This is a genomic window from Bradyrhizobium sp. STM 3561, from assembly GCF_045571455.1.
GTDB classification, from domain to species: Bacteria; Pseudomonadota; Alphaproteobacteria; order Rhizobiales; family Xanthobacteraceae; genus Bradyrhizobium; species Bradyrhizobium vignae.
This window is the reverse complement of the sequence record NZ_CP120695.1, coordinates 3,381,568-3,407,886: the sequence shown is the minus strand read 5'-3', so window position 1 is coordinate 3,407,886 and position 26,319 is coordinate 3,381,568. Positions and strand designations below refer to the sequence as shown.

Below are 26,319 nucleotides of genomic sequence, written 5' to 3'. Positions count from 1 at the left end.
TCCTCGTCGTCTTGCTATCCGTTTTTTGCGGGCCTTCAGGCGCGGCCCTTGATCTCGTAGTGACCTGGCACGCATTTGTAGCGCTCGAGGCGCCAGTTGGCGTGATAGATCGGATGCTCGCCCATCCATTTCGCTAAGGGGGCCTGTGCACCGACCGCACACTGCATCATCGAAATCTCGGGCGTCATGTTGCTGTCGGTCACGATTTCCTCGACGCAAGCGCCCGAGGCAGACGCACCTAGCCGGCAGAGCACCGCTACGACGGTCACGAACATTCCTGTCACCTCATTGGTTGTTTCTGACCACGAAGAGGATGCAAGCGGAGTGCCAGAGCCTGTTACACGCAAACAACACGCTGGCTTGGCCGACTCAAACCCAGCGTCCATTCCCCCGTGGTTCCCGCATTTGTCCGGCTTCGGGTTATGGCGGTGCGCCTTGAGACGCCGACCGCGCGCTCCGCGTGGTGACCGCACTGGAGTGGCCGATAATCCGTGTGCCGAAATAACTGATGCCGAATGGCATCGCCGATCCGCTTTTACCCGCGGATGCGGCGCTGCTACAGTTTTGCGCGCGCCTCGCTAAATGGCGCTGCGACGAAGAAACATACCGACAAGGGGAGGGACCGAAGTCCGATGAAGGATTTTGCTGGAAAGATCGCGGTCATCACCGGCGGCGGCACGGGGATGGGGCGCGAGCTCGCGCGGCAGCTCGTCGCCGAAGGCTGCAACGTCGCGATGTGCGACGTCTCGGAAGCGGCGATGGCCGAGACCAAGCGGTTGTGCGAGGTCGACAGGCTGCCGCAGGGCCTGCGCGTCACGACGCATGTCGCCGACGTCGCGATCGAGGATCATCTGAAGCGCTTTCGCGACGAGCTCGCGGAGCAGCAGAAGACGGACAAGATCCATCTCCTGTTCAACAATGCCGGCATCGGCGGCGGCGGCAGCCTGTTCACCAACACGCGCGAGCAGTGGGAGCGCACCTTCAACATCTGCTGGGGCGGCGTCTATCTCGGCGTGCGCACCTTCCTGCCGATGCTGGTGGCGGCGGACGAGGCCCACATCGTCAACACCGCGAGCGTCAACGGCTTCTGGGCCTCGATCGGCATGAACCAGGCGCACACAGCCTACAGCTCGGCCAAGTTCGCCGTGAAAGGATTTACCGAAGCGCTGATCAACGATCTTCGCCTGCATGCCCCGCACGTCAAATGCTCGGTGGTGATGCCCGGTCACATCGGCACCTCGATAGTCTCCAATTCGCGCAAGGTGCAGACGGGCGACGGCTCGGAGCGGCTCAGCGACGACGAGGTGGCGCTGACCCGCAAGCGCATGGCCGCGGCCGGCGTGCCGGATGCCGACAAGATGTCGGACGACGACATCCAGGCGGCGTTCGCCGAGCGCGCCCGCAGCTTCCTGGAGGATGCGCCGACGACGGCGGCGCAGGCGGCGAAGATCATTCTCGACGGCGTCAAGGCGGAGCGCTGGCGTATTCTCGTCGGCGAGGACGCCAAGCATCTCGACGAGCGGGTGCGCGCCACGCCGGAGCAGGCTTACGACCGCGCCTTCTACGAAAGTTTAACGCAAGAGGTGGGCTGGCGGCTCGGGTGAGTCGGCACTGCCGACCCACTCAAGAGAAGCGCCCAGATGTAGGTATGATGGTCGTCATGACAAGAGGTGCGCGGCTGATTTCGCGTGCCAGCTCCCGCCAATTGGTAGCCGTATGATGAATTGGAATATCGGGCATGCGACAGGGACGATCGTTCAAGCGATGGTGATCTCAAGCGAGTCTCATTTGAAGCACGGTAGCTTGGTTGCTGAACTGAAATAGTTTAGTCAATCAGGGTAACGCGACGACCAGAGCGTAGCTCACCATGATGCCCGCATGCCTCTCCGACGATTTGATCTTTTGCCCGGAGCGTGAGGACATCTCCGCTGAATTCACGCGGCTCCTCACCGCGGCGCAGGAGGGTGGCGCCACCATCGCAGAATGCCTGCTGATCGCCCGCCAGCTGAAGCGTGGCGACGATCAGTCCTGGCACCGTGAATGGAAAAAGCTCGCGCGGGCCAACCGGCACCGCGCCGAAGCCGCGTTCGCGGAAGGGCACATGGCGAGCGCGCAGCGCAACTGGCTGCGCGCGATGAACTACTACGCTGCGGCGGCGATGCCGCTCGAGGCGGCCGACGAGCGCCGCTGGGTCGCGGTGCTCGCGACGCAGGAATGCGCCCGCCGCTATCTGTCGGCACGCACGCCCCCCGGCGAAGTGGTGACGATCCCCTGGCTCGATGACCATTCGCTGCAAGGCTATTTCCTGCCTGCGCCCTCGGGTCGAGGGCCGGCCCCGACCGTGATCTGCATCGGCGAGCCCGGACACCGCAAGGAAGAGTTTCTGTTCAAGCTGGCGCCGCATGCGCGCGAGCGTGGCTTTGCAATGCTGGCGCTGGATCTGTTCGGCGATCAGCGCGACGATTATCTCGATGTGCTGCTGCGGCGCCGGGATCTCGAAAGCGCAATTCCGGCCGTGATGGACTATCTGGAGACGCGCAGCGATGTCGATGTCGGCCGCATCGCCATCGTGGCCGATGGCTGGGGCTCGTCCTTCGTGGCACGCGCGGTGTTGCAGGAGCCGCGACTGGCGGCGGCCGTTTGCGACGGCGGACTGTGGGACTTGCACGAGCGGGCCTTCTTCGCCAGCCGCTTTGCGATGAGCGACGTCAGCATCGTTCCGGTGCCCCATGCGCCGCTGATGGCCTCCAGCGCCGAATGTCCGGTGCTGATCACGCTGGGCGAGGACGGCTGGCTCAAGGCCGACCGCGCCCGCCAGATCGTGCAGACGTCGCGGCTTGGCAGCTCCGAGGTCATGCTCAAGGTGTTCACCGCCGGTGAAACCGGCGCCGCGCAGGCCCACGCGGACAATCCGAGCCTCGCCAACGAATACATCTTCGACTGGCTTGAATCCCGGCTCAGTTCGCCTCTGCGAATCTGAAGCGCTACGACCTCCCTTAGAAGTCGAGGCTGAGGCGGACGCAGGCCTTCTCGAGGCGCGACTTCAACATCGCGAGCTTGGTGGTGAATTCGGTGAGCTCGTGCTCGTCGAACTCCTGGAAGACGAATTCCTTGATCGTCTTGTACTGTTCGTTGAGGCTCGCGAGGTGCTTCTGCGTCTTCTCGGTCAGGGACAGCCGCACCACTCTTGCGTCCGTCGGCGAGGGGCGGCGGCGCAGCAGGCCTTTCTTCTCGAGCAGCTTGGATTGCGTGGTGACGAAGGACGGATCGACGTGGAGGAGCTTGGAGACGACGTTGACCGGGATGCCATCGTCCTTGTCGAGGTCGGAGATCGCCATCAGTATCAGCCATTGCGGGCCGCTGATGCCGAGCGTCCGCGCCCAGATCTGCCGCACTTCCTCCAGATACATGTTGATCGACGATATCTCCCAGGTGAAGCGCCTGATGATATCCAGGTTGGCGATCGAGCGCAGGCGCGCTCCCTCTTTCCTCGTCGCGGACACAGCGTCACTCCCGTGAACTGATCTTTCAGGCCGGTGATCGTGGGATGCCATAGTCCACGCAAGCCTGCCCCGACGCAAGTGCAGAGCAGGGTAATTTTGTCACTAAAATTACAAAGATGAGAAAGTCAGGCTATAGGCTTCGGCGGAAGTGTTGCGCCGCGGGCACAGGTTTAGCGAAACCAGAAAGCTGATCAAATAAACTATTTTGATTAGCGAAACGGCGCAGGCATATTGATGCGTGACGGTGGGGGGTACTCGATCGTCCCGTTGCAGGTGGTTCGCTCACGTCCCTCGCCTCGATTGCGGGTGTGGCCGAAAGCGCAAAGCGGCCGAGCGGATTTGAGAGACGGGGATCTTGGGGGGCCTCACGGTCCGGTCTCCGTAAAATGAGCAACTTGGAGGTTTTAAATGAAAGTGGTGAAGAGCCTTTTGCTCGGCACTGCGGCGGGTCTGATCGCCGTCGGTGGAGCCCAGGCCGCCGATCTTCCGGTCAAGGCCAAGGCGGTCGAGTACGTCAAGATCTGCACGCTCTACGGCGCGGGCTTCTACTACATCCCGGGCAGCGACACCTGCATCAAGCTGGGCGGCTATTTGCGTGCCGAAGTGGCGCTCAACGCCGGCGGCAATTACAGCGCCCAGTACAACGGCGTGTTCGCGGCCAACAACCGCCTGACCAACTACTACTCGATGCGCGCGCGTGAAGATCTCAACATCGACACCCGCACCGCGACCGAGTACGGCGTCGTCCGCACCTATTTCGACGCGGTCTTCACCTGGACGACCGGCAACTATGGCGGCACCGGTTCGGCCACGGGAGCGACCCAGTACAGCGGCACGATCGGCCTCAACGCGGCCGGCACCGGCCTCACCGGCTCGAGCGGCGGCGCCGTCAACGGCACGGACGGCGGCATCTCCGGTGGCGCGCTCGGCGTCTACTACGCCTTCATCCAGTTCGCCGGATTCACCATGGGTAAGGCGGTGTCGCAGTTCGACGCGCCCTGGATCAACTATCCCGGCAACAATTTCGACCAGCTGGTCGGCGGCAGCGGCACCACCAACGGCGTGGCGCAGTTCACCTACACGGCCGATTTCGGCCAGGGCATCACGGCCTCGTTCTCGGCGCAGGACCAGACGCAGGTCTTCCAGACCAACATCTGGAACACGGCCGGCATGTCGACCACGGGCGTGCTCGGCGGTGCCTACGGTTCGAACGACCTCGGCGGCAGCCGCTCGCCCGATCTCGTCGCGATGGTTCGCGTCGATCAAGCCTGGGGCCTGTTCCAGGCGTCGGTCGCGGCGCACGACAACCATGTCGCTTACTACGGCGCCACTGAAACCACCGGTCATCCGGAAGACAAGTGGGGCTGGGCCGTCCAGCTCGCATTGGGCATCAAGAACATCCCGACTGGCGCCGGCGACGTGATCAACATCTCGGGCGTCTACACTGAAGGCGCGAGCCGCTACAACTTCCAGGAGCTGGCCGCGACCAGCTACTCGATGTTCGGCAGCTCGAACGCGGCCTATCAGAGCATCGGCTTCGCCGGCGTGTCTGATGCGGTGTTCGCACCGGGCGGCAGCCTCGAACTGACCAAGACCTACGGTTTCCGTGGTGCCTACACCCACAACTGGAATCCGTACTGGAACACGGCGCTGTACGGCGCGTGGGCTGCGGTCAATTACAGCGGCACGGCGAAAGGCCTGATCTGCGGCAGCGCCGCGTTCGCCACCCTGACCGGCACCTGCAACCCGGACTTCAACATCGGCCAGGTCGGCGTCATCACGCGCTGGACGCCGGTGAAGAACCTGACCTTCTCGGCCGACTTCACCTACAGCCATCTCGACCAGAAGTATTCGGGCGCGATCACGACCGGAGCCCTGACCGGCGTCGCCAAGCCGGCGGCGACCTACGAGCTGAAGGACCAGGACACCTACAGCCTGCTGCTGCGCGCCCAGCGCAACTGGTAAGCTTGGGGTATCGAGCCCTTGATGAAGCCCCGGCGGGAAACCGCCGGGGCTTTTTTCCGCAATGAGGGGCGTTCGGAAAATCCGGCAGCCGTTGCGAAGCGCGAAGACGAGCCATGCGGTTCGATCGCCTCAAATTTATTTACTTACCTGAGTTACTAAGCTATATGGCTTTTGGCCAAATACGAAAGTTGCGGCTCTTAGCTTCACGCTAAGCCTCCAGAAACCTCCGGTGATGCCCCGCCGGAGGTTTTTTGTTTTTGGAGATGCTGCAGATCAACCGCGCATCGCGCGAGCGCGCGCATACGGCCGGTAGGCGAGGCGGCTGTGACCGGCGCAATAGGGCTGGCCGTCGGGCGTCGTGTTGCCGCAGAAGCAGAAATCGTCTTCGCCCGGCGTCGAGATCGGCCATCGGCAGCGGTTCTCGGACAGCTCCAGCAGCGAGCAGCGATTGGCGTCGTCGATCGGGCCTGCGACCACCGGCGCGTCGGCCTCGCCATAGATGGTGGCGAGCATCTCGTATTGCAGCCGCGGCACGGCCTTGCGCGCCCGCGCCGGCGCCAAGCCTCTGTCCTGGACCTTGCGGTCGTCGAATGTCCGGCCGCGCGTCAGATTCAGCCGCGACAGCTTGCCGATCACGGCGTTGCGGCTGACGCCGATGTCGGCGGCGATCTCGCTGCAGGAGAGGCCGGCGTCGAAGTGCCGCTTCAACAGCTCAATGCGTTCGTCGGTCCAAGTTCGTGAAGAGGCAGGCGAGAGAACAGGCATGTGTTGCGATCCCAGGTTGCAGATGTCGGCCATCCGCCCGCTCGGAGATCCGTCCGCCTCACGTCCGGCGCGCGCTCACGTCCTGCCATTGTCGCGGATCGACAGAAGCCCGTCCTTGATGGCGAGACGGATGCCTTCCTCGATCAATGTCCGCGCGACGCCGGGAACGCTGGTGCCGTGGGTGCCCTGTCTCACCAGTTTCTCCAGATAGGCGATGGTCGAGAGCGCCAGGGTTACGGGAATGCGGTCAGTCTCGGCTTTTTCGGTGGCCATGGCCCGAACGCTAGCCTCTTACTCGGGTACATAAAAGTAACGATTAAGACTCTATTTAGTTTCGGGGGTGGAAGTCAAATCAGCGCCGGGGCAGCAGCTCACCTGGTTGGAATCGCTTGGGAATCGGACACGTCGCGGCGCGCCGCAGGGAAGACCGGGCGGCGGCTCGATGTCGGCAGGTCGGGGAAGGGCGCGGCGGCTCAGCCGTGCACGATCGTCTTTTCGATCATGCAATGGATGCCCTTGGCGCCGTTGACGGTCTGGGTCACGCGCAGGTCTGCGGCCAGGCTGCACAGCGTGTAGGCATCCTCGCGCGATAGATTTCGCGTCTCGCCGAGCAGCGCGATCATGTCGCGCAGCGCACGCACCACGCATTGGTCGAGATCGGGGTCCATCGCCATGGTCATGTAGTGCGTCGGCGTCTCGGCGCGGGGGTACTCGAGCCTGAGGTCCTTGCGCAGCGTGAGGCGGAAGCGGCCCCGCAGCGCGGTCTCGATCGCGGTGACGCAGACCTCGCCGTCGCCCTGCACGCCATGGCCGTCGCCGCAGGAGAACATCGCACCTGGCACGAACACCGGCAGATACAGCGTCGCACCCGCACCGAGCTCCTTGTTGTCGAGATTGCCGCCCATTGCGCGCGGGATCAGCGAGGAGATACGGCCCCAGCTAGGTGGCGGCGATACGCCCATCACGCCGAAGAACGGTTTGAGCGGCAGGTCTAAACCCCAGGGCATGCGGCCGACCATCCGCGTCCGGTCGAGTGGGATGTTGAGGAAGCGCGTCTCGTGGAAATCGTCGGGCAGGGTGCCGGCCAGCGGCTTGATCATGTTCCAGCCCCAATCCTGCCGGAGCTGCACGTCGAGGATCTCGACCGCGAGCACGTCGCCGGGCTCGGCTCCCTCGACCGCGATCGGGCCGGTGAGGATGTGGCCCGGCAGCATGCGCTCGTTTGTGGCATGAACCTGGTGCATTTCCGGCGGAATGTGAAATTTGTCGCGATCGGGCAGCACGTCCGGACCGCCGCTGATGGTATCGACCGTCACCTCATCGCCGCTTGCAATGGTGAGGACGGGCTTGAGCGCGGCTTCGAAGAAGCCCCAATGACAGGTTTCGGGGGTGGAATGCAGGTGATGATGGGTCATATGCCGCGTCCGGTTGGTTTCATCGGCCGCGGGCTTGACCCGGCGATCGATCCTCTTTCAAGAAGATTTCTGAAGATGGCGGGGCCGGTCAAGCCCCGCACAGACAGGCAAGATGATTTCAGCGAGGCTCCCCTGTTTTTCGTTCTTTCCAAGACCCTCGGCACCGCGCTGCTGCCGATCAATCTCCTGGTCGAGCTCGGAATCCTGTCTGTCGTGCTGATGGTGACGCGCTTTGCCGCGCTCGGCCGCAAGCTTGCCGTGATCACGCTGGTGCTGCTGGCGCTCGCGGCGTTCTCGCCGCTCGGCAATCTGTTGATCTATCCGCTGGAGTCTCGCTTTCCTGCGTGGGACGCCTCGCGCGGCGCGCCCGACGGCATCATCGTGCTCGGCGGCTCGGTCGACACCGATCTGTCGGCGGCGCATCGCACGCCGGTCGTCGCGCACGCGGCCGATCGTCTGTTCGCGCCGGCCGAGCTTGCCCGCCGCTATCCGAGCGCGCGCATCGTGTTCACGGGAGGCAACGCGAACCTGGTTTCGACCGAGGCGAAGGAGGCCGACTATTCCGCGCCGATCCTGGAGAACCTCGGCATACCGAAGGAGCGCCTGATCCTCGAACGTGACTCCCGCAACACCTGGGAGAATGCGATGTTCACCAAGAAATTGGTGTCACCAAAGCCGCGCGAGCGCTGGCTGCTGGTGACGTCGGCCTTCCACATGCCGCGCTCGATGGGGATCTTCCGCAAGGCTGGATTTGACGTCGAGGCGTATCCGGTGGACTGGCGGATGGGCGGACGAGACGATTTGTTTTCCTTCACGAATATGGGTGCGGACGGACTCGGCCGAACGGAAGTGGCCATCCGCGAGTGGATCGGCCTCGTGGCCTACCGTCTGATGGGCCGAACCGGCGAGTTGCTTCCAGGACCGGGCAGGGACTAGAACGAGGGCACCAAGACAAGAACACGGCGCGCGATCGCCGGCGCGGAGGAAGCCATGCAACAGCAGAGTGCAGACAGGATCGATCTTGCCGGCCTCGTCGCCGATCTCAACAGCTTGCTGCGGCTGAAGACCAACGTGATCGGCATGAAGTTGTTCGCGACGGCCGCAGAGATGGAGGCGATCCCGAAAATCCGCCGCCCGAATGCAATTCACACCACCGATCAGATCGTCAGCATGGCGGCGCGCCTCGGCTGGACCGTCGGCATCACCGCCGACGATCTCGTAGGTAGCCAATGCCGCGCCGTGATCGGGCTCAGCCCCCAGGACGACAAATGGCTCGCCGGCGAGAACTATGTCGGAGTCTGGCATGGTACCGCAGAAGATGCGCGCAAGCGCCAGGAGGCGCTGGACGTGGTTCCGTTCGGACACTATCAGGCGCTCGCCGTCAGTCCGCTGGCGAGCGGCCGGCTCGATCCGCCCGACATCTGCCTCGTCTATGCAACGCCGGGGCAGATGATCATCCTGATCAACGGGCTGCAATATACCGGCTACAAGAAATTCGAGTGGGGCGTGGTCGGCGAGACCGCGTGCGCGGATTCCTGGGGGCGGGCGCTCAAGACCGGGGAGCCCAGCCTGTCCTTGCCATGCTATGCCGAACGGCGCTATGGCGGCGTGCCGGACGAGGAGATGCTGATGGCATTGAAGCCTTCGCATCTCGCCAAGGCAATTGAAGGCATGAAGGCGCTGGCCAAGAACGGCCTGCGCTATCCGATCCCGCCCTATGGCATTCAAAGTGACGTCCGTGCCGGCATGGGCGTGAGTTACGCGAAGAAGTAAAGGCCGATCATGAGCTCTGCGAAATTCGACATCGTCGTCTACGGCGCGACCGGCTTCACCGGCCAGCTCGTCGCCGAATATCTGGCGGCCCATTACAAGGACGACATGGCGCTGAAATGGGCGATGGCGGGTCGCAGCCTCGACAAGCTGAAATCGGTGCGCGACGCCATTGGCGCGCCAGCCGACACGCCGCTGATCGTGGCGGATGCGTCGGACGCGGCGTCGCTGAAGGCGATGGTGGCGCAGACCAAGTCGGTGATCACGACGGTCGGTCCCTATCAATTCTATGGCGAGGACCTGCTCGCGGCCTGCGTCGCTGCGGGTGCGGACTATTTCGATCTCTGCGGCGAGCCGGTCTGGATGCGACAGATGATCGACAAGTACGGTGCGGCGGCCGAGGCGAGCGGCGCGCGCATCGTGTTTTCCTGCGGCTATGATTCCGTGCCGTTCGAGCTCGGCACTTTCTTCGTGCAGGAAGAGGCGAGGCGTGTGTTTGGCGCGCCGGCCCCGCGCGTGAAGGGCCGCGTGCGCGACATGCGCGGCACGCTGTCCGGTGGCACCGCGGCGAGCGCGAAAGCGACCTTCGACGCCGTCGCGAAGGATCTCAGCCTCGTCGCCATCCTCAACGATCACTTCGCGCTGACGCCGGGCTTCACCGGCCCGAAACAGCCGAAGGGCAACAGGGCGACTTACGAGGAGGACCTGCAATCCTGGGCCGCTCCGTTCATGATGGCGCTGATCAACACCCGCAACGTCCATCGCTCCAACATGCTGATGGGCTTTCCGTACGGGAAGGACTTCGTCTACGACGAGATGGTCCTGACCGGTCCCGGCGAGAAGGGCGAGGCCAATGCGAAGCGCGTGATGGCGGCCAATGCCGAGAAGACCGGTCCGAACGCACCGAAGCCAGGCGAGGGGCCGTCGAAGGAGGAGCGCGAGAACGGTCTGTTCAATCTGCTCTACGTCGCGATTGCTCCCGACGGTCGCATGGTCCGCGCCGGCGTCACCGGAGACCGCGATCCCGGTTACGGCTCGACCTCGAAGATGATCTCCGAATGCGCGATCTGCCTGCTGCGCGACGCAGCAGACGTTCCGGCCGGTTTCTGGACGCCGGGCGCAGCGATGCAGCACAAGCTGATCAAGCGGCTGGTCGATCACGCCGGGCTGACGTTCGGGGTGGAAGGGTAGGTTGGCTCTCGTAGCAACCATTAGATTCGCCCGATCGCTGAGGGTAGCATGACGCCGTGCTTGCGGCCGTCAAGGCGTGGCCTGGCGGCAGCGGAGATGGAGTTGAGGCCAGGGCGACGGCCAGCCTTTGACGGCCGCGGCGCGCGGCGTCTTTGTGACGGCAGGTCGGGACGAAGAAACGGTGCTTCGGCCGAACAAAGAAACGCCATCAGGTAGCCGGAGCCCTCGCGATCTCGGGCGGTTTTGTCTGCCAAGGCGTGCCGCGGGCGACCACTGTGTTGGCGAAGATTAATAGCTTTCTGGCGCAAGCGATCAATGCGCGCTTGTGTTCCTTGCCTGCTCCCATCAGCCTTCCATAGAGCGTGATGAGCTGCGGATTCCAGCGAAATGACGCCGGCAGCGCCGCAGTAAAGAGCGCACGTCGCAGCCGTTCACGCCCGCCGGCGATGTGACGAACGCCGGTGCGATCGCCGCTGTCGTCATCGTAAGGGGCAATGCCAGCCAGCGCGGCCGCTTGCTCGCGCGTGATCTGACCGATCTCGGGCATCCGCACCAGAATGACCATGGCGGTCTTTAGCCCGATACCATCGATGCTGTTGATCAAGTCGAGCCGCTCGGCAAGATCGCGATGCTCACGGATTGCGGCGGCCAGTGCCTTCAGTTCGACCTTCTCGCGCTTGGCCGGGCGAGCGATATCCTCCTTCCACAGCTTCTGGAGCCGCATATTGCGGCAGCTCTCGATCCGGTTCTTCAGCCGAGCAATGTCCTCGGTGATCTGGTCGATCATCGTCAGGTGCTCGGCAAATGGCAGCAAGCGGGGATCCGGAGCTGCGTGGATCTTCTTGACCGCGGCGGTGCAGGCCGCAATCAGCGCGGCATCGATCTTGTCGTTCTTGGCGCGCTGCAGCTGGAACACGGCATAAGCGCGCACCTGGGCCGGCTGAAATACGACGACCACAAACCGCTGGCGCCGCAACTCGGCGACGACAGCCTGCTCATAGCCGCCGCTCGCCTCGATCCCGACCCGTTTGACCTTGTGGCGCTGCAACCATTCCACCAGCACTTTATAGCCATCCGGCGTGTTATCGGCCTGAAGCCGCTCCAAACTGCCATCAAGTGCCACATCGAGCTTACGTTTACCGGTATCGATCCCGGCACAGATCGTGATACGCTTGGCCATCTTCGTCGACCCTCCCTTGTGTGTGCGAACCTAAAGTTCGTTCAACCATCCGGGTCCCGATGAAGTACCGATCGCGATCCTGCTACGAAAGGCAGCCCTCAAGGCTTCGGTGGGCATCGATCCGATCGATCGGCAGCCCAGCTCGGGCGGCCACCCGAGCTGGGCCATTCCTCACGGAACGAGGCCATTCTAGTCCGGTGCGCTAAAACAAGGGTGGGCAAAGGCGCAACGCGCCGTGCCCACCATCTCTCTGGGATCGCATCAGCAATGGTGGGCACGCTTCGCTTTGCCCACCCTACTGCACCGTTCGTGGTGCTACGCCGCCCGTGCATCGTACGCGTACATGAAATCCATGCCTTTGGCGCCCAGCGGCAGCAGCCATTTCAGCATCTGATTGCGCATCCACGCGCCGATGGCGCTGAACTCGCGCTTGCTGTTGCCGTTGCGGCGGGCCATCGCGACGATCTTCTCGGTGCGTGGGCGGCGCTCGGCCTCGAAGGCCTGGAAGATGGCGCCGAGCTCCTGGCCTTCCTGCATCAAGCGCGCGAGCCGCATCGCGTCCTCGAGCGCCAGCGAGGCGCCCTGGCCGGCATGTGGGCTGGTTGCGTGCGCGGCATCGCCGATCAAGAGCGAACGCTTGCGCGACCAGGCCGGCAGGGTCGCGACGTCGAGCGTGTCGGTGACCACGATGTTCTCGGCCGCTTCGATGATAGCGGGGATCGGATCGTGCCAGCCGCGATGGAAGCCGCGCAGATGCTGCTTCAGCGTCGCGTGATCGAGCGCGCGGAACATCGCCGCGTCCATGCCACATGCGGGCTGAGTACTCCACCACATCACGCCGTCGGTCGGATCCGGGCTGCAATAGCCGTAGCCGAAGAATCCGCTCTGGCCGAACGTCGTCTCGACGCGCCGGCCGATCGGCCTGCCGTCGAGCACGGCGTGCGGCACGAAGCCGCCGAAGCCGATCAGGCCGGTGTCGAACGGCTGCGGCCCGTCAGGCACGACCTGGCGGCGCACGACCGAGTGGACGCCGTCTGCGCCGATCAGGAAATCGCCTTCGGCGGTGGTGCCGTCAGCGAAATAGGCGATGATCGGCTGATCGCCACGATCCTCGATCTTGATCAGGCGTTTCTCGAAATGGAGTGAGACGCAGGCGCACCAGGCCTTGTCGATCAGGATCTCGTTCAGCGTGGCACGGGAGATGTTGACGGCCGGCTGGCCGAAGCGCCGCGCCAAGTCGCGGTTGATCGAGCCCAGCTTCTCGCCGCCCTGCGAATAGAAGTCGAAGGACTCCGCCACCGAGCCACGGCTGATCAGCTCGTTCGAAAGGCCGATCTCGTCCATCACATGCATGCCGTTCGGGGCGATCTGGAGGCCGCCGCCGATGCCTTTCGAATAGGGCCAAGCCTCGTAGATCGCGGATTCGATACCGGCGCGGCGCAGCAGGATGGCGGCAACGGGCCCGGCGATACCGGCGCCGATGATCAGGGCCTTGCGGGGACGGTTGGACATGGCTTGCTCCCGACGTTTCCATGGTGCTAGGAGAAATCACGGTCGCTAAATCTCTTAGCGACTAAGATATATATCTAGTAAGAGAAGGGGCCGGCCTTGTCAAGGACGAAGGCGCGCGCGGCGCTGTTGCAGGAGCTCGAGGCGGCGATGCGCAGGTCGTCTGCGCAGGGCGTGCTCTACGGCCAGACCGTTGCCAACGTTGCCGGAATTGCCAATTCCGACCTGGAATGCATGGACATCCTCTATCTCGAGGGACGCGTCACCGCGGGCCGGCTCGCCGAGGTCACGGGCCTCACGACGGGCGCAATCACGGGCGTTGTCGACCGGCTCGAAAAGGCAGGGCTGGTGCGCCGCGAGCGCGACGAGAAAGATCGTCGCAAGGTCTTCATCGCCGTCGTGCCGGAGACGATCGCAAAGCTCGGCCAGTTCTACGTGCCGATGCAGCAGGCGATGGAGAAGGTCTGCAACGGCTATTCCGATGAGGAGCTGCGCCTGCTGTTGCGCTTTTGCAACGAGGGCTACAAGGCAGTGCTCGCGGCAACAGAGGCGCTCAAGCGCCTGATCGATACGCCACCGGAGAAGCGTCCCGATCTCAAGTTGAAGAAGCGTCCCCGCCAGTCCTAGTCTTGTAGACCTGCGCAGCCGCGATCATGCCCCACATCGCGCCCAGCATCATCCAGAAATGCCGCCAGTGGTCGGTATCGATCACGAAGCTTTCGCCGACCGTGCCGAGGAATGCGGAAAACACCGCGAGGTAGGCGCGCTGCCAGGGCACAGGGATGAAGATGTGGCGAAAGCCCATGATGACGGTGGTGAAGACCAGCGCGGGATAGCACACGCCGGAAAGCCAGCCGCCGGACATGAAGGCATTCAGGTAGGAGTTGTGGGTGTCCTCGGGGAAGTAGCGATGGAATTGCAAAGGACCGATGCCGAACGGCAGGTCGAGCGCCATCTCCGCGCCGAGGATGTGCCGGCCGAACCGGCCGAAGCGGCCTTCGTCATAGCTCTGGTCGAAGCTCGCGCGCTGCTTGAACATCTCGGCGGTGGAATCGAACGACAGCAGCACCGCGATCAGCGCCAGCCCCAGCACCGCGGCGACGATCGCCATGATGATGATCCGCGAGCGCTGCGCATTGGTGCGGCTGGTCAGCACCATCAGCGCCAGCATGAAGGCGGAGGTCAGCACCAGCCCGCCCCAGGCGGCGCGGGAGAACGCGAGCAGGATCGCCAGAGACATGATGCCGAAGGCGATGACGTTGCGGAACGCCTTGGCCAGCTTGTCCGAGACCACGCTCTGCAGGGCGAACAGCGCCGGCAGGATCAGGAAGGCGCCGAGCACGTTGGGGTCCTTGAACGTGCCGCGCGCGCGTCCGTAGAGCGTCAGCAGGTCGTTGCCGCCGGGAACCAGGTGGAAGTAGCCGGCGACGGCTAGCAGCGAGGCGACCATCGCGCCGACCACGAGGCCGCGGCGGAGCATGTCGAGTCGGGCCGCCGTGTCCTCCGAGGAGACCATGGCGAAGAACACCACGGTCACCGCCATGTACCAGGAGGTTGCGATCCAGCTCACCACCTCCGCCTGCGCGAACAGCGGGATCGCGCTGATGGTGTAGCCGACATTGAGGAGGACCAGCATCAACACCAGCGGCATCAGCACCAGTCTCAGGCGCAGGCCGGTGGCGAAGAAGGTGACGGTCGCGAGCAGCGTCGCGATCTCGTAGGGGCTGGGCTCGATGAAGACGATGGCGCCGCAGGCACCGACCAGCCACACCAGCGCGCGCTGCAGCGCCAGCACGCCCGGAGCAGCTGGTGCGGCTACGTTCATTCCACCGGCCGTCACGGCATACGTCATCGCACGCTCATACGCTTACGCAACTCTTACGCTACAAGCACTGCTGTCATCGCCCGGCTTGACCGGGCGATCCAGTACTCCGTGACGCGCATAGTAGGAAACGACTGGCGCTGCGGAGTACTGGATGCCCCGGTCAAGCCGGGGCATGACGAAAAATCAATACGCGTTCTCGCTCTTTGTCAGCAGCGAGATCGGCGTCTTCAGGAGAATGTAGAGATCGAGCAGCACCGACCAGTTCTCGATGTAATAGAGGTCGAACTCGACGCGCTTCTGGATCTTCTCTTCGTTATCGATCTCGCCGCGCCAACCGTTGATCTGAGCCCAGCCGGTGATGCCGGGCTTGACGCGGTGGCGGGCGAAATAGCCGTCGACGGCCTCGTCAAACAGGCGGTTCTGGAGCTTGCCCTGCACCGCATGCGGCCGCGGGCCGACCAGGGAGAGATTGCCCGAGAAGACCACGTTGAAGAGCTGCGGCAGCTCGTCCAGGCTGGTCTTGCGGATGAAGCGGCCGACGCGGGTGACGCGCGGATCGTTCTTGGTCACGACCTTCGACGCGGTCGGATCGGCCTGATGGTGGTACATCGAACGGAATTTGTAGACGTCGATGCGCTCGTTGTTGAAGCCGAAGCGCTTCTGGCGGAACAGCACCGGGCCCTGGCTGTCGAGCTTCACCGCCAGCGCCACCAGTCCCATCACCGGCAGGGCGGCGAGCAGCGCGAGACTGCCGACGACGCGGTCGAACAGCCACTTCATCACCAGGTCCCAGTCGGTGATCGGCGCTTCGAACACGTCGAGCGTCGGCACCTCGCCGAGATAGGAATAGGAGCGGGGACGGAACCGCAGCTTGTTGGTGTGGGCGGAGAGGCGGATGTCGACCGGCAGCACCCAGAGCTTCTTGAGCATCTCCAGGATGCGCGTCTCCGCCGAGATCGGCAGCGCGAACAGCACGAGATCGACGCGGGTGCGACGGGCGAACTCGACGATGTCGTCGACCTTGCCGAGCTTGCGCGCGCCGGCGCAGGTGTCGAGCGCGCGGCTGTCGTTGCGGTCATCGAACACGCCGAGCACGTGGATGTCGGAATCCTCCTGCGCCTTCAGCGCCTCGACCAACTGCTCGCCGTTGCTGTCGGAGCCGACGATGATGGTGCGGCGGTCGAGCCGGCCCTGGCGCGCCCAGCCGCGCACCAGCGTGCGCAGCACCAGACGCTCGGCCATCAGCGCGGCGAGTCCGAGGAAGTAGAAGGCGGCCAGCCACAGCCGCGAGATTTCGCTGCCGTATTTGGCGAAGAAGGAAATGCCGATGAAGAGCAGGAAGACGAACGACCACGACGAGATCATCCGCGTCATCTGCCGCAGTTGGCCGCGGAACAGCTGCACCTGATAGATGTCGGCGGCCTGGAAGCAGACCACGGCGGCGATGGCGACGGCGACGACCTCGGCCGGATAAATCCAGCTGAAGGCGCCGGAGAGCGGCATGACATAGCCGACATAGAGCGCGATGCCGACGAGGCTCAGCAGCACGAAATCGGCAAGGCGGACGAAGCCGGCGATCACGATCGGCGAATAGGCGCGGGCGACCTTCTGGTTGACGACTTCGAGCGCCGCAGGCGAGAGCCGGCGACGGCGCTCCACAAAGGGCTGGTCGGCAGGCTTTGCCGCAGCGCTGGTCGCGGCATCGAGCATCGAGCGTGCGTTGAGCGGTTCCACGGGCGTCCACGTCCATTCCAAAAGCAAGCGGCGCGGCCTCGCGCGGCCGGGCAAGTATCCCCTGGCGCTTCGACTATCGAACAAATCGGAAGATTTTCTAAAGCTGGATTAAGGATGGTTAATGGTTGACAAATGCGTCGCGATAGCCGGCAAGCACGCCCTCGACCATCGCGGCTTGCGAGAAATGCGCCGAGATGCGCTCGCGCAAGGACGCCGCGCGCTGCGCTGTCGTTTGCGGATCGTCCAGTGCGGCGGCGATCGCCTCCGCCATGGCTTCGGGATTGCTCGGCTCGAACAGAGCGGGGCTGTCGGCGCCGAAGATCTCGGGAATGCCGCCGATTTTCGATGCGATCATCGGGATGCCGGCGGCGCCGGCCTCGATCACGACATAGGGCATGGAATCGCCGCGAGAGGGAACGACCAGCAGCCGCCCCTTGGAGAAGCCGTAGCGCGCCTTGACGTGACCGATGAAGCGGATGGATCCGGTGAGGCCGAGCCTCTCGACCTGCGCTTTCAGCGCCGCCGTCTCCTCGCCGTCGCCGCCGAGCGTCAGCGTGACCTTCTTGCCGCCTTCATGCAGACGTGCCACCGCATCGACCAGCAGGTCGGCGCCCTTGATGTGCCGGAACTCGCCGACATAGCAGAGGTCGGTCGCATCCTCGGCAGCGATGACGGGCTCGAACTCCTCGGGCGTGACACCGTTGAAGACGCAATGGACCACGCCCTTGGGTGTGCCGACGATGCGCTGATAGGTGTCGCGGGCGAACGCGCTCTCGAACAGGAACAGGTCGGTCGCATCCATCAGCGCGCGCTCGAGCCGTGCGTAGAATTCGCCCTTGAGGGTGTTGAGCGGATAATGCAGCGAGCCGCCATGCGGGGTGTAGATGCGGATGGTGTCGTCGGTGCGCCGCCGCATGCGGATGAAGGCGCCGGCCTTGGCGCCGTGGCCATGCATCACGTCGGGCTTGAGCTTCGCGATCAGGCGTCGCATCCGCAGCCACACCATGACGTCATCGGGTGACGGCTCGCGGCGGATCGCCATGCGGTGCACGCCGAGCTTCAGCCGCGGCGCGAGCTCGGCCAGCGCCTTGTCGGCGCGCTCGCCGCCGGTGAGGCTATCGGCGAGGATGCCGACATGATGGCCGCAATCGACCTGGCCGTTGGCGACGTCGAGGATGTGGCGGAAGATGCCGCCGACCGGAGCACGCACGGCGTGCAGGATGCGAAGCGGCCGGTCGGGAGAGGGAGGCATGATCCAAAACCAGCTCGACGGCGACAGCCGAACAATTCTCACGAAATAAACGAGAGGGATTAAGGGCCCTCGTGGTTAACAAATGGTGACCAGTGCGCGCGTGCGAGGCGCGCGATATCGCGATTAACCCAGCGGCAACCTTAATGGAGTGTAATCGCCCGGGTTGAAGTAGAGTCGCAGCATTGCCCTGCGGGAGTGTTCGATGCGTTTAGCGTTCTGGCGTGCCGGCAAGAACAAGGCAGTGATCGAGCGGGCTGTCTCGAAGTTCAAGCCCGCGGACGCGCCCAAGATCAACTCGAAGGTCGAAGCCGGGGTCGAAGCAGAGCCTGCACCCGTCGTCGCGAAGCCGGCGCAAGTCGAATCCGGCGACATCGACCTGCACGCGCTCGGCGCGGCATTGGCGCGCAAGCGCGGCTGGATCATCGTGCCAACGGTGCTGGCGCTCGTTGCGTCCCTCGCTGTCGTCAATCTCGTCACGCCGCGCTACAAGTCCGAAGCCCGCATCCTGATCGACGGCCGCGAGAACGTGTTCCTGCGCCCGAACAGCGATCGCACCGAGGAGCGGCAGGCGCTCGACGCCGAGGCCGTCACCAGTCAGGTGCAGCTGGTGCTGTCGCGCGATCTCGCGCGCGAGATCATCAAGAAGAACAAGCTTGCGGAGCGGCCCGAATTCGATCCTGTGCTGCAAGGCATCTCACCTCTGAAGTCGCTGGCCGCGCTCATCGGTATCGGCCGCGATCCGTTCGCGATGACGCCGGAAGAGCGCGTGCTCGATGCCTATTACGAACGCCTCCAGGCCTACGCGGTCGACAAGTCGCGCGTGATCGTGGTCGAATTCCAGTCCGCCGATCCCGAGCTTGCTGCCCGTGTCGCCAATTCGATCGCCGACGGCTATCTCGTGCTGCAGCAGGGCGTACGCCAGGAGCAGGCCAAGAACGCCAGCCAATGGCTGGCCGGCGAGATCGAGAACTTGCGCAAGAAGGTGTCCGAGGCCGAGGCCAGGGTCGAGGACTTCCGCTCCAAGTCCAGCCTGTTCGTCGGCACCAACAACACCACGCTGTCGAACCAGCAGATGGGCGAGGTCAACACCCAGCTCAACAATGCGCGCTCGATGAAGGCCGACGCGGAGTCCAAGGCTCGGTTGATCCGCGAGATGCTCCAGAGCGGCAAGCCGATCGAGGCATCCGAGGTCGTGAACTCCGAATTGATGCGCCGCCTCTCGGAGCAGAGGGTGACATTGCGAGCGCAGCTCGCCGAACAGTCGTCCACACTGCTCGGCAATCACCCGCGGATCAAGGAGCTGAAGGCGCAGCTTGGCGACCTCGACAATCAGATTCGTGACGAAGCGGCGAAGATCTCGCGCTCGCTCGAGAACGACGCCCGGATCGCCAGCGGCAGAGTCGATGGCCTGACCGTGAGCCTGGAGCAGCTCAAGAAGCAGGCGGCCTCGACCAACGGCCAGGACGTCCAGCTTCGCGCGCTGGAGCGCGAGGCCAAGGCGCAGCGCGACCTGCTCGAGACCTATCTCGCCAAGTACCGCGAGGCCAATACCCGCGAAACCATCGACGCTGCGCCGACGGATGGCCGCATCATCTCGCGCGCCATTGTCTCCAACACGCCGGCCTCTCCGAAGAAGCTGCCGATCGTGCTGATCGCGACCATCGCAACGCTATTGCTGTCGTCCGGCGTCGTCGTCACCGGTGAGCTGCTGCGCCAGACCGCGCCGCGCGCGGCGGCGGTTGGACCGGCGCAGGCGCAGGCGCGTCAAGAGCCGCTGGTCGTTCAGCGGGCCGTCGAGCCTGTCGTCGACAGGGGCAACGATCCGGTGATCGATCCGGCTCTGGCAGATCCCGCGCCGCTGCAGCCGGCGATGGCGACCGACATCGACGTCAGCGAATTCGCCGAGATCGAACGTCTGGCGGACAGGTTGCTCGCCGCGGGCGCTGCGGCCAGGAAGGTCACGGTGCTCGGTACCGCGCCCGGCGAAGCCATCACGCTATCGACGTTGACGCTGGCCCGGCACCTCTCGCGCGATGCGCGCGTCGCCGTCGTCGATCTCGCCGCGTCCTCGCCGACCGTTGCCGCGGTATCCGTCGATGCGTCGGCTCCGGGCCTTGCCGAACTGATGCAGGGGGAGGCCTCCTTCGCGCAAATCATCACCCGCGACAAGCTCTCGCGGCTGCATCTGGTCATGGCCGGCCGTCCCGGCTTCGACCGCAGCCTGCTGCAATCACCGCGCGTGGCGCTCGCGATCGACGCGTTGCTGCGCGCCTACGATCACGTGCTGATCGACGCCGGCAGCGCCTCCGACCTTCCGGCCGAACTGCTGACGGCGCATGCCCGTGCCGTCGTGGTGCCCGACGCCTCAATGGCACCGGATGCGCGCACGCAGATGTGCGAGCAGCTGAGAGCAGTCGGCTTCAGCGAGGTGACGATGCTGAGCAAGCCGGTGCAGGCCTCCGATGCGGTCGAAGCGCCACGCGTGGTGGCGGCGTAACCTCTCTTTCCTCTTCCCTTGCCACAAGGGGAGAAGGGAAGGCAGCCGTGCAAGCGGAAAGAGCTACCCGAACGCCTGCCGCAGCCGGCGGGCCATGTCGAACAGCATCTGGTTCTGCTTCACCAGCCGCTTGCCGCGGTTGAATGAGGACATCGCCATCGCCGCGAGTTTTCCGCGCGGCGTCAATGGAACAAAGTTGTCGAAGATCTCCTCGTCGTCCTTGCAGAACATCCGTTTGTAGTCGTCCGAACCGATGCCGAGGTCGAGCGAGCGGTAGCCACGTTCGCCGTAGCGGTCGATGATGTAACGCATCAGGATCAGGCCCGGGCTGTAGCGGGCGTGCTCGGACATCGTGTAGGTGTTGAACATCATCGAGAAGCGCGCCCCATCGGCGACGCCGGCGAAGATAGCGATCACCTCGTCATCGCATTCCAGCGCGTGGATGTCGATGACGTGCCCTTCACCGCGCGGCGCAAGGCAGGCGCTGCGGACGAACTGTTCGACGCCGGGCTCGGCGAAGACGTTCGGAAGCTTTTGCTCTGCCATCCGCACCGGCTTGACGCGGAAGAACCAGTCGAGCAGGCGGGTGATGTCTTCGTCCGACGTGGCGAGGTGATAGCGATAACCGGTGAGGGACTGGAGCTTCTTTTCCTTGCTCTTGAGGCGGCGGCGGAGGGAATTGCTGATCCGCGATTCCTTCGGCCCGCCCGGCTCCATCAGCAGCCGCGGACAGCCGTTGACCGCGCCTTGTCGCGGCAGAGCTGCAAATGGGTTCTGCTGGTCATGCCAGCGCTCGGGCTGCTGCATCAGCGCGAGCACGTCGACATGCTCACGCAGCGGCGCAAACAGCGCGTCGAGATCGGCGAGGCCGGCCTGCGCTGCGAACTCGGCGTTCCACAGGCCCATATTGAAGGTCGTGTGCTTGCCGCCCATGAAGCAGGCCGTGCGCACGCCGTGGCTCTGGCGCAGCGAGAGCGGCAGCAGGGTGAGCGGCCGGCGATCGGCGTCGCGGGCGATCACGATGAGCGGCCGGGCGCCTTCACGGGCGCCGACCAGTCGCTGCCACGGGCTGAGCAGGTCGAAGCGCTGATATGGCGTGAAGAGCTGGCCGCTCGCCTCGAAGGCACGCCAGACCGCCTCGGCCTCGGCGAGATCGGTGACGATATCGACCTGCGCGATACGGCTCGCTTTCGACCGCGCAGGTGCTTCTGCCGTCCGGCTTTGCATCGCCGCAGCCATGGTCATTCGCGAAACCTGTCGAGCAATCGAAAATACGCAATTCGGCCTGTGGCCGACCTTTGCAAACAAAGGTCAACAAAGGGTAATGACAATGGGAGAGGGACGGACCGCCGGCACGCACGAAGGGTGGGATTTTGGCTTTCGACGACAGATGGCTGGAACGGCTGCGCCTCGAGCTGACCTGGTTCAGCGGTCAGGCGGCGCTGCGCAGTCGTGGTGCCGGCGCCATCCTGCGCTTTATGCATGTGCGGCCGCGGCGGCGCGGATTTCAGCCGCTGCGCGCGAACGAGATCACGCCGCAGTTCCTCGACCGCGCCATCCGCGCGCTGAAGCGGTGGAAGTATGATTTCCTCGGCATGGACGAGGTCTGCCGGCGTGCCGTGATGCTGCCGGAGAAGCGGCGCTTCGTGGCGCTGACCTTCGACGGCGCCAACAAGGATGTCATCAACTTCGCCTATCCGGTGCTGGCACGTCACGACGTGCCCTTCACGATCTATGTGCCGACCGCCTTTCCCGATGGCGTCGGCGAGGCCTGGTGGCTCGGGCTCGAGCGGGTGATCGCGCGCGAGAGCCGCATCAGCCTGATGATGGGTGAGAAGGAGCAGCGCTTCACCGTCACCGACAATGCCCGGAAGCGGGCGCTGTTTTCGTATCTGGAGAGCTGGCTTCGCTCGCTGCCGCCGGCGGATTTGTCGGTCGCGATCGCCGATCTCTGCACGCGCTACCGCATCGACCTCGCTGCGCTCTCGCGCGAGGCGTCGATGGACTGGGAAGACCTCGCGAAGCTTGCTGCCGATCCGCAGGTGACGATCGGCAGCGCCACCGTCAACTATCCCGTTCTCGCCAACATGAAGGATGCCGCGGCGCTGCGCGAGATGGCGATGGGCAAAGCGGTCGCGGAATCGGCTTTCCGCCGCGACATCCGGCATTTCGCCTTTCCGTTTGGCGACCGCTCCTCGTTTCGGCGCAGCCACGTTGTGATGGCGGAGGAGGCCGGCTTTGCCAGCGCGGTGTCGACGATCCCGGGCATCGTGGAGGCGGAAGGGCGCACCAATCTGCGCGCGCTGCCGCGCATTTCCTGGGACGGACGGGTGCGCTCGCTGCGGGTGATGCGCGTGCTGGTGTCGGGTGTTGCCTTTGCGCCGGTGAAGCCGACCGGCAGCACTACGGGCAAGGCCTAACGAGCGGACTTGACCCGGTCGGGACGCTGCATCCAGCTCACGATCGGCATCGCCGGCAGCACCCAGCCCATGCCCACCACGACATAGTAGATCGCCTGCCGCCAGCCGGACTCCGCGATCCACGGCATCTGCGCCGCCGCCATGCCGAGCAGGGCCCAGACCGTGGCCAGCATCAGGAGCAGGATGGCGCCGAGGAACTTGCGGGTGCGGATCGTCATGGCGGAATGTCGCGGTCTTTCGCGTAACTTGCGCTGCGGGAGCGGGGGACTATAAGGGGCACGCGTTCCGGTTCAAGTCTGTTGGTTGCAAGGGTTGGTTTGTCCCTGAAATGACGACGATTTCCGCTCCAATCAACCCGCATCGCGCCGTGCGCTGGTGGCTGATCTCCGTGGCCGCGCTGATCGCGCTGATGGTGCTGGTCGGCGGCGCGACGCGGCTGACGGAATCCGGCCTGTCGATCGTCGAATGGAAGCCGGTCACGGGCAGTGTTCCGCCGCTGTCGGAAGCGCAGTGGACCGAGGCGTTCGAGGCCTACAAGAAGATCCCGCAATATCGCGAGCTCAATGCGGGCATGAGCCTGTCCGAGTTCAAGGAGATCTTCTGGTGGGAGTGGAGCCACCGGCTGCTCGGGCGCTTCATCGGCGTCGCCTATCTCTTGCCGTTCCTGTTCTTCCTGTGGCGCGGCGGCCTGTCCGGTGAATTGAAGCGGCGGCTATGGCTGCTGTTCGCCCTCGGCGGTCTGCAGGGTGCGGTCGGCTGGTGGATGGTTGCCTCGGGCCTGAGCGAGCGGGTCGAGGTCTCGCAATATCGGCTGGCGACGCATCTGCTGCTGGCGCTGCTGATCTTCGCCGGGATCGTCTGGACGGTGCGGCGGCTCAAGGAGCGGCCGCAAATCACAGCATCGGCTCGGCTGAGGTTCACGAGCGCGCTGCTGCTCGTCGTGACCTTCGTGCAGATCTATTTCGGTGCGCTGGTCGCGGGCCTGCGCGCGGGGCGCGCCTATAACACCTGGCCCGAGATCGACGGCGCGTTCATTCCATCGGCCGAGCGGCTGTGGTTCGAGACGCCGTGGTGGCGCAACATGTTCGACAATGTGCTGACCGTGCAGTTCGAGCACCGCATGACGGCTTATGCGCTGTTCGTGCTGGCGGCCTTGCATGCGATCGACGCGCTGCGATCGCGCGCAGGGGCGGCAGCGAGCGGTGCGCTGTGGCTGCTTGCGGCGGTGAGCCTGCAGGCGGTGCTCGGCATCCTCACGCTGCTCAACCAGGTTCCGATCGGACTGGCGCTCGCGCACCAGGCAGTGGCGATACTGGTGCTCACACTTGCGGTGATGCAGGTTGAACGGCTCGCGTCAGGACGGTCTGCGGAGACGCAGCCGCGTGCGGTCCCGGTCAGCCAGCCCAGCTGATCCGATCAGCAGTAGCCGTAGACGCCGCACGCATAGGGCAGGCGCCAGAAATAATCGACCTGCTTCCCGCCGTAATACGGGCCCTGGTAATCGTAGCTCCAGGGCCGGCCGTAATAGCCCGGCAAGGTGTTGGATCCCGGCAAGAGCGGCGTGCCCGGCAGGTTGCGGATGTAGCTGCCGATGCCATAGGCCGGCGAGATCAGCGCATCCGGATCGGTCTCGACGTAGACCTGTGGCGGATCCTGCGGCGGCACGGCTGCGCGCCGCTTTGGGCTGGCCGGCAGATCGGCGGCGAGCGCGCTTGAAACGGTCAGCATCGCCGCAAGGGCAGGCACCATCCAGCGCAGCATCGTCGGCTCCGAATCAAAGGGGCGATCCAAGGACGATTTATGCGGCAGATACGGTTAATGACTGTTAACCGACGGTCGCCGAAGCGACCGTCATTCCGGGGCAGTGCGAAGCAGCGAACCCGGAAATCTCGAGCGGACCTGACAATATCGAGGTTCCGGGTTCGGTGCTTCGCCACCGCCCCGGAACGACAGCGAGCTTAAGCCCCCAGCGCCTGTTCCAAATCGGCGATCAGGTCTTCCTTATCCTCGATGCCGATCGAGAGCCGCACCACGTCGGGACCGGCACCGGACTTGGTCTTGGCGGCGTCGTCGAGCTGGCTGTGCGTGGTCGAGGCGGGGTGGATCACCAGCGAGCGGGTGTCGCCGACATTGGCGAGGTGCGAGAACAACTGCAGTTTCGATACCAGGCTGACGCCGGCGTCATAGCCGCCCTTCAGGCTGAAGGTGAATACTGCGCCCGCGCCCTTCGGCGCATATTTGCGCGCGAGCTGGTTGTACTTGTCGTTCGGCAGGCCGGCATAGCTGACCGAGGCCACCGCCGGATGTCCCACGAGGAATTCGGCGACGGCCTTGGCATTGTCGCAGTGCTTCTGCATGCGCAACGGCAGCGTCTCGATGCCGGTGAGGATCATGAAGGCGTTGAACGGCGACAGAGCCGGGCCGAGATCGCGCAGGCCGAGCACGCGGCAGGCGATCGCGAAGGCGAAGTTGCCAAAGGTCTCCTGTAGGCGGATGCCGTGATATTCCGGCCGCGGCTCCGACAGCATCGGATATTTGCCGCCGGTCGACCAATCGAAGGTGCCGGCATCGACGATGATGCCGCCGAGCGAATTGCCGTGGCCGCCCAGAAATTTCGTCAGCGAGTGCACGACGATGTCGGCGCCATGGTCGATCGGACGGATCAGATAGGGCGAGGCCAGGGTATTATCGACGATCAGCGGCACTCCCGCCTTGCGCGCCACCGTCGAGATCGCTTCGATATCGGTGATGCTGCCGGCGGGGTTGGCGATCGATTCGATGAAGATCGCCTTCGTGCGCGGCGTTACCGCGCGCTCGAAGCTCGCAATGTCGTCGGGATCGGCCCACACCACGTTCCAGCCAAAGCTCTTGAATGCATGCGTGAACTGGTTGATAGAGCCGCCATAGAGTTTTCGCGCGGCGATGAACTCGTCGCCGGGCTGCAGCAATTGCTGTAGCACCACGACCTGCGCGGCGTGGCCGGAAGCGACCGCGAGCGCAGCCGTGCCGCCTTCGAGTGCGGCGACGCGCTCTTCCAACACGGCATTGGTCGGATTGCCGATCCGCGTATAGATGTTGCCGAACGCCTGCAAACCGAACAGCGAGGCGGCGTGGTCGGCATCGTTGAAGACGAAAGAAGTCGTTTGATAAATCGGAGTCGCGCGCGCGCCGGTGGTGGGGTCGGGCTGTGCACCGGCATGCACGGCGAGGGTCGAAAATCCCGGAAGGCGATCGCTCATATAAGGCGTCCTGTTCTCGTGGTCTGAAATCGCGCGGCATGCTGATGGGCGGGG

General features: G+C 64.4%; 24 protein-coding genes. 10 read left to right on the top strand and 14 right to left on the bottom strand.

The window, feature by feature from the left end; all coding sequences use genetic code 11:
- Window positions 1-35: 35 nt before the first annotated feature.
- A complete protein-coding gene (locus P6U28_RS15990; RefSeq protein ID WP_122402948.1) occupies window positions 36-275 on the bottom strand; it encodes a hypothetical protein in 240 nt (79 codons plus the stop codon).
- A 357-nt stretch (window positions 276-632) separates the two neighbouring features.
- Here P6U28_RS15990 and P6U28_RS15985 point away from each other — a divergent pair, with 357 nt between their 5' ends.
- Window positions 633-1,604: an SDR family oxidoreductase gene (locus P6U28_RS15985; RefSeq protein WP_129145808.1), complete on the top strand. Its 972-nt coding sequence runs from the start codon at window positions 633-635 to the stop codon at window positions 1,602-1,604.
- Window positions 1,605-1,867: 263 nt separating this feature from the next.
- Complete coding sequence (locus P6U28_RS15980; protein WP_122402950.1) at window positions 1,868-2,980, top strand: S9 family peptidase; 1,113 nt, start codon at window positions 1,868-1,870, stop codon at window positions 2,978-2,980.
- 16 nt (window positions 2,981-2,996) lie between these two features.
- Here the strand turns inward: P6U28_RS15980 and P6U28_RS15975 are convergent, their stop codons facing one another.
- Window positions 2,997-3,503, bottom strand: coding sequence for a MarR family winged helix-turn-helix transcriptional regulator (locus P6U28_RS15975; protein WP_162500248.1), 507 nt, complete (start codon window positions 3,501-3,503; stop codon window positions 2,997-2,999).
- A 408-nt stretch (window positions 3,504-3,911) separates the two neighbouring features.
- Between P6U28_RS15975 and P6U28_RS15970 the strand changes: the two genes are divergently transcribed.
- Window positions 3,912-5,468, top strand: coding sequence for a porin (locus P6U28_RS15970; RefSeq protein WP_122402952.1), 1,557 nt, complete (start codon window positions 3,912-3,914; stop codon window positions 5,466-5,468).
- Window positions 5,469-5,741: 273 nt separating this feature from the next.
- Here the strand turns inward: P6U28_RS15970 and P6U28_RS15965 are convergent, their stop codons facing one another.
- The 3 genes from P6U28_RS15965 to P6U28_RS15955 all read right to left on the bottom strand — a co-directional run bounded on the left by P6U28_RS15965 (window position 5,742) and on the right by P6U28_RS15955 (window position 7,648).
- Window positions 5,742-6,233: a GcrA family cell cycle regulator gene (locus P6U28_RS15965; RefSeq protein WP_162500249.1), complete on the bottom strand. Its 492-nt coding sequence runs from the start codon at window positions 6,231-6,233 to the stop codon at window positions 5,742-5,744.
- Between the two features lie 75 nt (window positions 6,234-6,308).
- Window positions 6,309-6,506, bottom strand: a complete 198-nt coding sequence (locus tag P6U28_RS15960) for a hypothetical protein (protein WP_024341172.1) — start codon at window positions 6,504-6,506, stop codon at window positions 6,309-6,311.
- A gap of 200 nt (window positions 6,507-6,706) precedes the next feature.
- The gene (locus tag P6U28_RS15955; protein ID WP_122402954.1) at window positions 6,707-7,648 is read right to left on the bottom strand and encodes an acetamidase/formamidase family protein; all 942 of its coding nucleotides are present in this window, start codon (window positions 7,646-7,648) and stop codon (window positions 6,707-6,709) included.
- 168 nt (window positions 7,649-7,816) lie between these two features.
- On the opposite strand from P6U28_RS15955, the gene P6U28_RS15950 reads away from it, so the two are divergent.
- Genes P6U28_RS15950 through P6U28_RS15940 form a run of 3 tightly spaced genes read left to right on the top strand, consistent with a single transcriptional unit; the run spans window position 7,817 to window position 10,609 of the window.
- Window positions 7,817-8,584, top strand: a complete 768-nt coding sequence (locus tag P6U28_RS15950; RefSeq protein WP_162500586.1) for a YdcF family protein — start codon at window positions 7,817-7,819, stop codon at window positions 8,582-8,584.
- Window positions 8,585-8,638: 54 nt separating this feature from the next.
- Window positions 8,639-9,421: a DUF169 domain-containing protein gene (locus tag P6U28_RS15945; protein ID WP_122402956.1), complete on the top strand. Its 783-nt coding sequence runs from the start codon at window positions 8,639-8,641 to the stop codon at window positions 9,419-9,421.
- 9 nt (window positions 9,422-9,430) lie between these two features.
- Window positions 9,431-10,609 (top strand): trans-acting enoyl reductase family protein, encoded by a 1,179-nt coding sequence (locus tag P6U28_RS15940; protein WP_122402957.1) that lies wholly within the window; start codon window positions 9,431-9,433, stop codon window positions 10,607-10,609.
- Between the two features lie 208 nt (window positions 10,610-10,817).
- Here the strand turns inward: P6U28_RS15940 and P6U28_RS15935 are convergent, their stop codons facing one another.
- A complete protein-coding gene (locus P6U28_RS15935; protein WP_407122708.1) occupies window positions 10,818-11,789 on the bottom strand; it encodes an IS110 family transposase in 972 nt (323 codons plus the stop codon).
- Between the two features lie 315 nt (window positions 11,790-12,104).
- A complete protein-coding gene (locus P6U28_RS15930; protein ID WP_129144934.1) occupies window positions 12,105-13,301 on the bottom strand; it encodes an NAD(P)/FAD-dependent oxidoreductase in 1,197 nt (398 codons plus the stop codon).
- A 147-nt stretch (window positions 13,302-13,448) separates the two neighbouring features.
- Here P6U28_RS15930 and P6U28_RS15925 point away from each other — a divergent pair, with 147 nt between their 5' ends.
- Window positions 13,449-13,925, top strand: a complete 477-nt coding sequence (locus tag P6U28_RS15925; protein ID WP_164937089.1) for a MarR family transcriptional regulator — start codon at window positions 13,449-13,451, stop codon at window positions 13,923-13,925.
- On the opposite strand, the gene P6U28_RS15920 is transcribed toward P6U28_RS15925, so the two are convergent.
- The 3 genes from P6U28_RS15920 to P6U28_RS15910 form a co-directional block, all read right to left on the bottom strand.
- The gene (locus P6U28_RS15920; protein WP_122402959.1) at window positions 13,894-15,150 is read right to left on the bottom strand and encodes an O-antigen ligase; all 1,257 of its coding nucleotides are present in this window, start codon (window positions 15,148-15,150) and stop codon (window positions 13,894-13,896) included. The two genes, P6U28_RS15925 and P6U28_RS15920, sit on opposite strands and share 32 nt — an antisense overlap.
- Window positions 15,151-15,306: 156 nt before the next feature.
- Entirely contained in the window at window positions 15,307-16,857 is a 1,551-nt protein-coding gene (locus tag P6U28_RS15915; RefSeq protein ID WP_129144932.1) for an undecaprenyl-phosphate glucose phosphotransferase, read from the bottom strand.
- Window positions 16,858-16,975: 118 nt separating this feature from the next.
- On the bottom strand, window positions 16,976-18,109 hold the full coding sequence (locus P6U28_RS15910; protein WP_122402961.1) for a glycosyltransferase family 4 protein: 1,134 nt from the start codon (window positions 18,107-18,109) through the stop codon (window positions 16,976-16,978).
- A gap of 202 nt (window positions 18,110-18,311) precedes the next feature.
- On the opposite strand from P6U28_RS15910, the gene P6U28_RS15905 reads away from it, so the two are divergent.
- Window positions 18,312-20,606, top strand: coding sequence for an exopolysaccharide transport family protein (locus P6U28_RS15905; RefSeq protein WP_122402962.1), 2,295 nt, complete (start codon window positions 18,312-18,314; stop codon window positions 20,604-20,606).
- Window positions 20,607-20,669: 63 nt separating this feature from the next.
- Here the strand turns inward: P6U28_RS15905 and P6U28_RS15900 are convergent, their stop codons facing one another.
- Window positions 20,670-21,851, bottom strand: coding sequence for a GNAT family N-acetyltransferase (locus P6U28_RS15900; RefSeq protein WP_122402963.1), 1,182 nt, complete (start codon window positions 21,849-21,851; stop codon window positions 20,670-20,672).
- Between the two features lie 128 nt (window positions 21,852-21,979).
- On the opposite strand from P6U28_RS15900, the gene P6U28_RS15895 reads away from it, so the two are divergent.
- Window positions 21,980-23,026: a polysaccharide deacetylase family protein gene (locus P6U28_RS15895; protein ID WP_129144930.1), complete on the top strand. Its 1,047-nt coding sequence runs from the start codon at window positions 21,980-21,982 to the stop codon at window positions 23,024-23,026.
- Here the strand turns inward: P6U28_RS15895 and P6U28_RS15890 are convergent.
- The gene (locus P6U28_RS15890) at window positions 23,023-23,244 is read right to left on the bottom strand and encodes a DUF2842 domain-containing protein (protein WP_122402965.1); all 222 of its coding nucleotides are present in this window, start codon (window positions 23,242-23,244) and stop codon (window positions 23,023-23,025) included. The genes P6U28_RS15895 and P6U28_RS15890 overlap by 4 nt on opposite strands.
- 110 nt (window positions 23,245-23,354) lie before the next feature.
- Here P6U28_RS15890 and P6U28_RS15885 point away from each other — a divergent pair, with 110 nt between their 5' ends.
- Window positions 23,355-24,437, top strand: a complete 1,083-nt coding sequence (locus P6U28_RS15885) for a COX15/CtaA family protein (protein WP_122402966.1) — start codon at window positions 23,355-23,357, stop codon at window positions 24,435-24,437.
- Window positions 24,438-24,442: 5 nt separating this feature from the next.
- On the opposite strand, the gene P6U28_RS15880 is transcribed toward P6U28_RS15885, so the two are convergent.
- Together P6U28_RS15880 and P6U28_RS15875 are read right to left on the bottom strand one after the other, a co-directional pair.
- Window positions 24,443-24,787, bottom strand: a complete 345-nt coding sequence (locus tag P6U28_RS15880; RefSeq protein ID WP_122406631.1) for a hypothetical protein — start codon at window positions 24,785-24,787, stop codon at window positions 24,443-24,445.
- A gap of 197 nt (window positions 24,788-24,984) precedes the next feature.
- On the bottom strand, window positions 24,985-26,265 hold the full coding sequence (locus P6U28_RS15875) for an O-acetylhomoserine aminocarboxypropyltransferase (protein ID WP_122402967.1): 1,281 nt from the start codon (window positions 26,263-26,265) through the stop codon (window positions 24,985-24,987).
- Window positions 26,266-26,319: the final 54 nt, after the last annotated feature.

What these genes read in the sequence shown, in the direction of transcription:
- P6U28_RS15990 (WP_122402948.1), bottom strand. Translation starts at nt 275, where the DNA reads ATGTTCGTGACCGTCGTAGCGGTGCTCTGCCGGCTAGGTGCGTCTGCC.
- P6U28_RS15985 (WP_129145808.1), top strand. Translation starts at nt 633, where the DNA reads ATGAAGGATTTTGCTGGAAAGATCGCGGTCATCACCGGCGGCGGCACG.
- P6U28_RS15980 (WP_122402950.1), top strand. Translation starts at nt 1,868, where the DNA reads ATGATGCCCGCATGCCTCTCCGACGATTTGATCTTTTGCCCGGAGCGT.
- P6U28_RS15970 (WP_122402952.1), top strand. Translation starts at nt 3,912, where the DNA reads ATGAAAGTGGTGAAGAGCCTTTTGCTCGGCACTGCGGCGGGTCTGATC.
- P6U28_RS15965 (WP_162500249.1), bottom strand. Translation starts at nt 6,233, where the DNA reads ATGCCTGTTCTCTCGCCTGCCTCTTCACGAACTTGGACCGACGAACGC.
- P6U28_RS15960 (WP_024341172.1), bottom strand. Translation starts at nt 6,506, where the DNA reads ATGGCCACCGAAAAAGCCGAGACTGACCGCATTCCCGTAACCCTGGCG.
- P6U28_RS15955 (WP_122402954.1), bottom strand. Translation starts at nt 7,648, where the DNA reads ATGACCCATCATCACCTGCATTCCACCCCCGAAACCTGTCATTGGGGC.
- P6U28_RS15945 (WP_122402956.1), top strand. Translation starts at nt 8,639, where the DNA reads ATGCAACAGCAGAGTGCAGACAGGATCGATCTTGCCGGCCTCGTCGCC.
- P6U28_RS15940 (WP_122402957.1), top strand. Translation starts at nt 9,431, where the DNA reads ATGAGCTCTGCGAAATTCGACATCGTCGTCTACGGCGCGACCGGCTTC.
- P6U28_RS15935 (WP_407122708.1), bottom strand. Translation starts at nt 11,789, where the DNA reads ATGGCCAAGCGTATCACGATCTGTGCCGGGATCGATACCGGTAAACGT.
- P6U28_RS15930 (WP_129144934.1), bottom strand. Translation starts at nt 13,301, where the DNA reads ATGTCCAACCGTCCCCGCAAGGCCCTGATCATCGGCGCCGGTATCGCC.
- P6U28_RS15925 (WP_164937089.1), top strand. Translation starts at nt 13,449, where the DNA reads ATGCGCAGGTCGTCTGCGCAGGGCGTGCTCTACGGCCAGACCGTTGCC.
- P6U28_RS15920 (WP_122402959.1), bottom strand. Translation starts at nt 15,150, where the DNA reads ATGACGTATGCCGTGACGGCCGGTGGAATGAACGTAGCCGCACCAGCT.
- P6U28_RS15910 (WP_122402961.1), bottom strand. Translation starts at nt 18,109, where the DNA reads ATGCCTCCCTCTCCCGACCGGCCGCTTCGCATCCTGCACGCCGTGCGT.
- P6U28_RS15905 (WP_122402962.1), top strand. Translation starts at nt 18,312, where the DNA reads ATGCGTTTAGCGTTCTGGCGTGCCGGCAAGAACAAGGCAGTGATCGAG.
- P6U28_RS15900 (WP_122402963.1), bottom strand. Translation starts at nt 21,851, where the DNA reads ATGACCATGGCTGCGGCGATGCAAAGCCGGACGGCAGAAGCACCTGCG.
- P6U28_RS15890 (WP_122402965.1), bottom strand. Translation starts at nt 23,244, where the DNA reads ATGACGATCCGCACCCGCAAGTTCCTCGGCGCCATCCTGCTCCTGATG.
- P6U28_RS15885 (WP_122402966.1), top strand. Translation starts at nt 23,355, where the DNA reads ATGACGACGATTTCCGCTCCAATCAACCCGCATCGCGCCGTGCGCTGG.
- P6U28_RS15880 (WP_122406631.1), bottom strand. Translation starts at nt 24,787, where the DNA reads ATGCTGCGCTGGATGGTGCCTGCCCTTGCGGCGATGCTGACCGTTTCA.
- P6U28_RS15875 (WP_122402967.1), bottom strand. Translation starts at nt 26,265, where the DNA reads ATGAGCGATCGCCTTCCGGGATTTTCGACCCTCGCCGTGCATGCCGGT.